Annotated in this window: 3 protein-coding genes and 3 pseudogenes; all 6 read right to left on the bottom strand. The window is 69.2% G+C overall.

Annotated features, from left to right (window positions below):
• Positions 1-240 precede the first annotated feature (240 nt).
• Positions 241-1,092: pseudogene (locus B056_RS35485) on the bottom strand (reverse transcriptase domain-containing protein); the annotation flags it as partial.
• Positions 1,093-1,618: 526 nt separating this feature from the next.
• Positions 1,619-2,020 (bottom strand): class I SAM-dependent methyltransferase, encoded by a 402-nt coding sequence (locus B056_RS0106755; protein ID WP_018501130.1) that lies wholly within the window; start codon positions 2,018-2,020, stop codon positions 1,619-1,621.
• 143 nt (positions 2,021-2,163) lie between these two features.
• Positions 2,164-2,943, bottom strand: a complete 780-nt coding sequence (locus tag B056_RS0106750) for a thiopeptide-type bacteriocin biosynthesis protein (protein WP_018501129.1) — start codon at positions 2,941-2,943, stop codon at positions 2,164-2,166.
• Between the two features lie 14 nt (positions 2,944-2,957).
• Positions 2,958-4,031 (bottom strand): lanthionine synthetase C family protein, encoded by a 1,074-nt coding sequence (locus tag B056_RS0106745; protein WP_018501128.1) that lies wholly within the window; start codon positions 4,029-4,031, stop codon positions 2,958-2,960.
• A pseudogene (locus B056_RS35480) lies at positions 4,028-6,043 on the bottom strand (lantibiotic dehydratase); the annotation flags it as partial. The gene B056_RS0106745 and the pseudogene B056_RS35480, both read right to left, overlap by 4 nt.
• 42 nt (positions 6,044-6,085) lie before the next feature.
• Positions 6,086-6,313 (bottom strand): annotated as a pseudogene (locus B056_RS45965) (IS3 family transposase); the annotation flags it as partial.

The following is a 6,313-nucleotide window of genomic DNA, read 5'->3' as shown; positions in this document are numbered from 1 at the left end:
GCCGACATGACCATCAAGGAAAAGGCCCTCGCTCGCGTCCAACAGCCCGGCACCACCCCCGGCCGCTACCGGCCGCCGGACAGCCTGCTCACGTTCCTCGACAACCTCTAACCACCGTCAGCACCCACCGGGTTATGCCGCCCCTACGATGACGACCTTCCTACCAGGCAGGCCCCCCAGCAGCCCGGTCGGCATAACCCGGACCTCGGCATATGCGGACTTATGCCGACGTCGGCATAAATCCGCGTAACGAACCAGCCGAAAATTCGGCAGTCCATGACGACGGCGCTTCTCCTTACCTCTCTTGCTTGTGGCCGGGCCTCCCGGAATCTGGGCGATATGCTCGTCCAGGACCGAGAGTGCCACGTTACTGAGCAGCGGGGACAAGATCGACCCTTGCGGGGTTCCGGTGCTGGTCTCCTTCAGCTGGCGATCCTCGCCGAGGATGCCCGACTTCAGGAACGCCTTTACCAGACCGAGGACGCGGCGATCTCCGATCCGATCTCGAACCCTGCCCATGAGCGCAGGATGCGAGATTTCGTCGAAACATGCCTTGATGTCGCCCTCTACCACCCACTCGTAGGAGTTGGCGGCGAAGTGGCGCACTTCGGCTACCGCGTCATGGGCCCGGCGGTTCGGGCGGAACCCATAGGAGCACGGGAGAAAATCCGCCTCAAATATTGGCTCCAGCACCAGCTTCAGGGATGCCTGCACCACTCGGTCGGTCACGGTCGCGATCCCGAGACGACGCATTTTACCGTTCGCCTTCGGTATCAGCCGCTCACGTGCCGGTAGCGGGCAGAAGCTGCGGTCCTTCAACTTGCTCCGCAGCCAGTCGAGAAAAATCCCGACGCCCTGTACGGTCTCCACGTAGTAGGCAGTTATGCCGTCCACGCCCGCCGTCCGGGCTCCCTTGTTACCCCGCACCCGACGCCACGCCACCAAAAGAAACGCGGGGTCGGTAACGAGGTTGAACAGGTCATCAAACCTCCGACGAGGATCATCGTTGGCCCAACAGTGCAGCTTCGTCTGGATCTCCAGTACCCGACGTTCCGCCTCCTCAAAGACGGGCGTCAGCTCGCCGGTATTCACCGGCGACCTCCTGGCATTCCAGTCCATCCACCGCAGACTTGCTGTCCCCCTTCGCCATGTGCGTGCCTCTCGCACGCTCGGACTACTACGAGGACTCCGCCACGTCGCGATGCCATCAGTCGACGACGAACCTGCCCGCCGCCCGGCTGGATGCCAAGAGGTAAGGGCGACATCGAGACGCTTCCCACGTTCACCACACTCCGTTCAGCAAGGGAGCCGCCCAGCTTTACCCCGACAGCATCGCCACACCTACGCCGCAGGCCTTCAGCGTGGCCTCCCCACCAGCACCCTTCTACCGGCTTCGGAGTCGCCGCCACTACGCATGGCGGCGTGCACTGCACCCGGCCCATATCCGCCAGATTTGAGCCGGCACAACGATTACGGGGCTTCAATCACCGGTTCCTCTCGTACGGCTTCTTGCCATCGCTTGCCAAACCCGCACCGTCTGGCAGTTCCGGCACGTCCTGGCTTTGTCAGGGCTGCTCCCATCCTTCCGCGCGTCTCCGCGGTCGGACTGCCCCCAGCTTCACCGGCCTGCTGCGACAGGCCAGAGACAGAGGTCTTTCACCCCCGTTCGGAGTAGTGGCGCCTCGTGGCGCACGAGGGCGGAGTTGTAGCCGGTGCCGGCCCCGATCTCAAGGATCCGCTGGCCGGGCAGAACGATGAGCGCCTCCAGCATCATCGCCACGATCCCCGGCCCGGAGGCGCAGCTGAGGGACGTACGGTCCGGGGCGCGCTTGGTGACGACGGCCTGCTCTGCGTAGGCCTCGCCGGGGGCGGCGTCGGGCACGAACAGGTGCCGGGGCACGGCGCGCATCGCGTCCTCGACCGCGCCGGTGAGGACGGCTCCCGAGATGGCGAGCCGGTCGACCATGGCAGCGCGCAGCTCGTCGGGGGTGGCGCCGTGTGTCGAGGCCGCGGTGTTCAACGATGATCCTTCCGATAGGTGTGGTGCGGTCGAATGAGGCCAAAGGAGGCCGGACGTGCGCGCCCGACAGCCGGCACCTGTGGGCATTCGAGACACCGCGCCCCGGTATTTCAGTCGCCACAGGCCGGTGTCTTCTTGATCGGCTACGCGGATGCATTGCTGAAGACGGCCTCCTTCGCTGCCTGCGCGAGGGTGGCCTGGGTGGCTACTGGGAGCCCGAGCCGGTTCCAGTGAAAGATCACGTGTAGCGCGATGATCGCGCGTATCCCGCGTGCGAGGTCGCCGCGTTCTCTCAGGGTTCGGAGTGCTCTGCCCGCTTCCTCGAACGCGGCGAGCCAGTCGCGGCCGAGAACGTCTGCTCGGGCGCCGCCGAGGAGGAGGTGGCGAACATCGCTGGTGAATGATGCCCACGCCTGGGGGTCAGATGGCAGGTCGGCCAGGCCGGAACGCTGCTCGGCGACCCGGGCCCATACGTCGCCCTGCTCGTTGAAGTCGAGTCCCGCGGCGCGCATGAGTGTGGTGCACAGCACGAGGGAGTGTTCCCGCCGGTCGGCGGGGTCGCCGCGGAGGAAAGTAAGCAGGTGGCGGCTGTCGTGGTGGAACAGCGTATGCGCGGTGTCCATGCTGCAGGGGCCACCGAAGGCATGCACCTCTGGTTCGTAGATGTCGGCGGTCCAGCGGACCCCGTCGGTGAGCAGTAGGCGGAAGGGGTCGGGGTTCGGCTCGTCGCGACTGTCCGCATCCGTGATCAGGTAGCGGAGGCGCCAGGCGCCTTTGCGGATGAAAAACCAGGCGGTGATGAGGCCGTCGGCCTCGGCGGCCGGCAGGACGCGGGCAAGGTGATCGACGGCCTGCCGCTCACGCTGACGACGGTCCGAGCCGGGCCAGGCGATGTTCACCTGCCTCCAGGGCGTCTCGTCCATGTCGTTCCTTTCGGTCAGCAGAGCAGGAGACAGGCGTCCCACGAGGTCCCGGTCCCGGCTGCGGCCAGGTCCGCGCCGACCGAACCGTCCAGGAACCCGAAGGGCTCGTTGACCGCGGCGGTGGCCTGCCGGTGCAGGAGCACCAGCGGCCTGATCGGGATCGGAGTGAGCGCGTCGGCGACGATCCGGCGTCCGGCGGTGAGGAGCCCGGCGGTGCCGTGGCACAAACCACGGTCGACAAGGCGGCCGAGCTGCGTCGCGTCGGCGATGCAGGCAGCAAAGGCGGTCTCGGCGTTGTGCTGGCGGGCGGTGTCGCCCAGAGCGCGGGCGGCGAGCTGCTGGGCACGGGAGATACCGGGGGTGCCGTAACACCACGACGGCCGCAGCGGGCCGGCCTGGACGGGCTCACCGTGCTCGAACTCGGTGAGCGTGACGGTCTGCGGCCACCACGCGGCGCCCTGCCGGGTGCGCCGCTGCCAGTCGTCTAACCATCCGATGATCCGCGTGATCGCCTCCGTGTGGCCGTCGACGCGGACGCCGTCGAGGTGCGCGAGGGCCAGGAGCGCGAGCGGGCCGGTGATGCCATGGGCGATCCCGTGGTTGCCGTGCCCGCCTGGGACGGTCTGGCCGCGGTTCGGGCCATGCGGGCACCACCAGCCGGGCAGGCCGGCGATCGGTTCGGTGAGGCGGACCAGGTAGGTGAGAACGTCGCGTAGCAGATCGAGATCCCCGATGCGGCGCAGGGCGACACCGAGTCCGGTCAGCCCGCGGATCAGGTCGTACTCGGCGTACGGCGGGCGCTGGTGATCGTCGATGCGCCGGTGGGCTGCATCGAGACGACGGCGGGTCAGCGTGGCGGTCCCTGCTGCGGCGGTCGCGGTCGCTCGCGCGAGGCCGGGCCGGTCGGTGCCGGCGAGAACGAATGCGAGGGCGGGAACGCCGTAGTAGAGACTGGCAGACTCGGCGACGCTGACACCGCCGGCGACGGCATGCTCCAGCGCCGCGTACACCGCCGGCCAGTCGCCGATCTCCAGATGGAGAAGAGCGACGCCGGCCGCGCCCTCGGCTAGAGACTGTCCCTCCGTCACGATGGCCTCCCGGCCAGGGTGGTCTGGGCGATGGCGCGGGCCAGGCGCAGACAGTGGCGCTCGGAGGTGAGATCGGGACCGATCATCCGGGCGTGGTGCAGGTGCAGCAGGTCGGCCAGCACCTGGTCCAGGTCAAGACCGTCTCGGACGGCGAGAGTCCGATAGGTGGCCAGCGCCGCGGTCAGAGCCTCGTCTCCGTAGAGCAGGCGCGCCCCGGCGATCTCGGCGGGCTCCAGACGTGGTCCGCCTCCGTGAGGCGCGTGGTCGACGAGCCAGCGCGCACCGTCATCGGTGAACCCGTCAGCAGTGACGATCATCCCTGCTGCGGTGGCGGCCCGCCGATCCCGGGACAACCAGGCAAGGGTGGCGCGGGAGTCGGCGGCGAACACCGCCTCGGCCGCGGCGAGGGTCGGGCCGCCTCCCCAACGGGTCTCCGGCCGGTAGGTGGCCAGGGTGTAGTCGGCCAGCAGTCCGTCATCGTGCAGCTGCTCCGCCCAGCCGGCGAGGTCGTGGGCGACGTCGGCGAACCGGACGGTGCCCCGCAGCGGGATACGCAGCCGCAGGTGGGGTTCGGGCTGCGGGTAGCGCAGGAACCACCAACCTGCGGGCAGACCAGGAAACTCAGACAGGCGGGTAAGGACGTGATCGGCGTGTCCGACCAGGCGGGCGTCCAACCAGCGCGACCGGCCGGGCCAGTGGGCAGGAACGCTGACAGGACGGGCCCGACGGACGGCCAGGCGATGGGCTGGCGGGGTGCGAGTGAGGGTGAGCAGGAGTTCGGCGGGCCTGCCATCGATCCACCCTGAGGGCCCGTCCGTCTCGGTGAGGACAGCGCGTCCGTGCCGGTCGAGGTGGCTACGCAGGACCGCGAGATGAGCGGGCTCGTCCAGGTCGAGACGTAGCCGTACGTCCTCGCCGCCGATCAGCACCTCCCGTGGCAGCCGGCGGCGTTCGTGGTGCTGGTGCCAGGCGGCCCGCCACTGCGGCCACGTCGCGGTGCGGGCGGGTAACGCCTCGGCGGGGACGGTCCAGCGGGCCGGGTGCAGGATCGATCGGCCCCGGCGGACCCGCGGAAGGAACGGCAACGTGCGGGCGTGCCCCCAGTCGAACCGGGCGCACGGCGCCGTCCAGGCCGTCCAGATCTCGGTGAGGAACCGGACGAGTGGCTGCTGGTGGGTAGCCAGGAGCACGCAGTTGAACAGCAGCGGCTCGACCGGTCGACCAGTGAGGCGAGACACCAACCAGAGCCGCTGCCCATCGGCGGCCACCGCCAGGTCGTCCACCGTGCACACCGGGTCGAGATGGAGGTCGCCGACGGGCAGTACCGGGAGGAGCTCGGGTGTGCGGGCGACGGTGGCCAGCCTGGGATCGAGCGGAGGTCCGGACAGCTGTACGGCGTCCGCGCCGGGTAGGGCAGTCGGCAGGCTGGTGTAGATGCCGCGGAACTGGTCCAGCTCGGCGGGGGTGAGTAGGTGCAGGAATCGGCCACCTGCCACGCCGGCGTGGCGGGCTCCACTGACGACCGTCAGGGTGAACGCGCCGCGGTCGAGGTCCTGAAGCGTTCCTGCGGCGAGAGTGAACCGCAGTTCGGTGTGCGGGATCGGCGGCCGGTCGTCCTCGCTGCGAAGCTGCCCGATCAGCTCGTCGTCCAGGACCACCTCGGCGCATCCGTCCAGGGCAGAGCGCTGGGCGAGCGTCGCGAGCAGAGCATCCCGGGCCGTGAACGTCGCCGCCTCACGGCGCCGCGAGCCCCGGTAACCGGCCGGGAACCCGAGAATGCCCACGACCTCCCGCAGCGGCACAGCAGCGCCCGGCCCCCACCGCTCACTGAACGCGGAATGATAGGCGGCCCAGCCAGGCAGGCGTGGTGCAACTGCGACGAGCGCCGCGGCGGCTTCCTGCGCCTCGCGGACTACCACGGGCGGCAGCGTCACCGAGCAGTCAACCCGCAGATCGACCGCGCTCCGTTCACCCGGGGTGGGGAGAGCGATGTGGCGGGCCAAGTGCGCAGCCGCGGAACCCGTCAACCTGATCGAGGCAAGATCTTGTAGGAACTATTGAGCTGGTTGTTCTGTGGTGGTGCCTGGCTGGTTNGGGGTCTGTTCGGGTGGGTTGATCCAGGCTGGTGTCGGCAGCGGTGGTGGTGCTGGTGGGCGGCGGACGAACCGGTCTGGTCGGGTGGCGTAGGCGGCGGCGAGGACCTCGGCGCGGGCGGCCTGAACGGTCTCGGCCTGGCCGTGGTGGACGGTCGCGGGAGTGAGCAGGCCGATCCCGGAGTGCCG

Origin of the sequence: Parafrankia discariae (genome assembly GCF_000373365.1) — a bacterium.
GTDB lineage: Bacteria > Actinomycetota > Actinomycetes > Frankiales > Frankiaceae > Parafrankia > Parafrankia discariae.
This window is presented reverse-complemented; position numbering and strand designations above follow the sequence as displayed.

Coding starts and splice junctions, on each gene's coding strand:
- B056_RS0106750 (WP_018501129.1), bottom strand. CDS start 2,943: ATGGACGAGACGCCCTGGAGGCAGGTGAACATCGCCTGGCCCGGCTCG.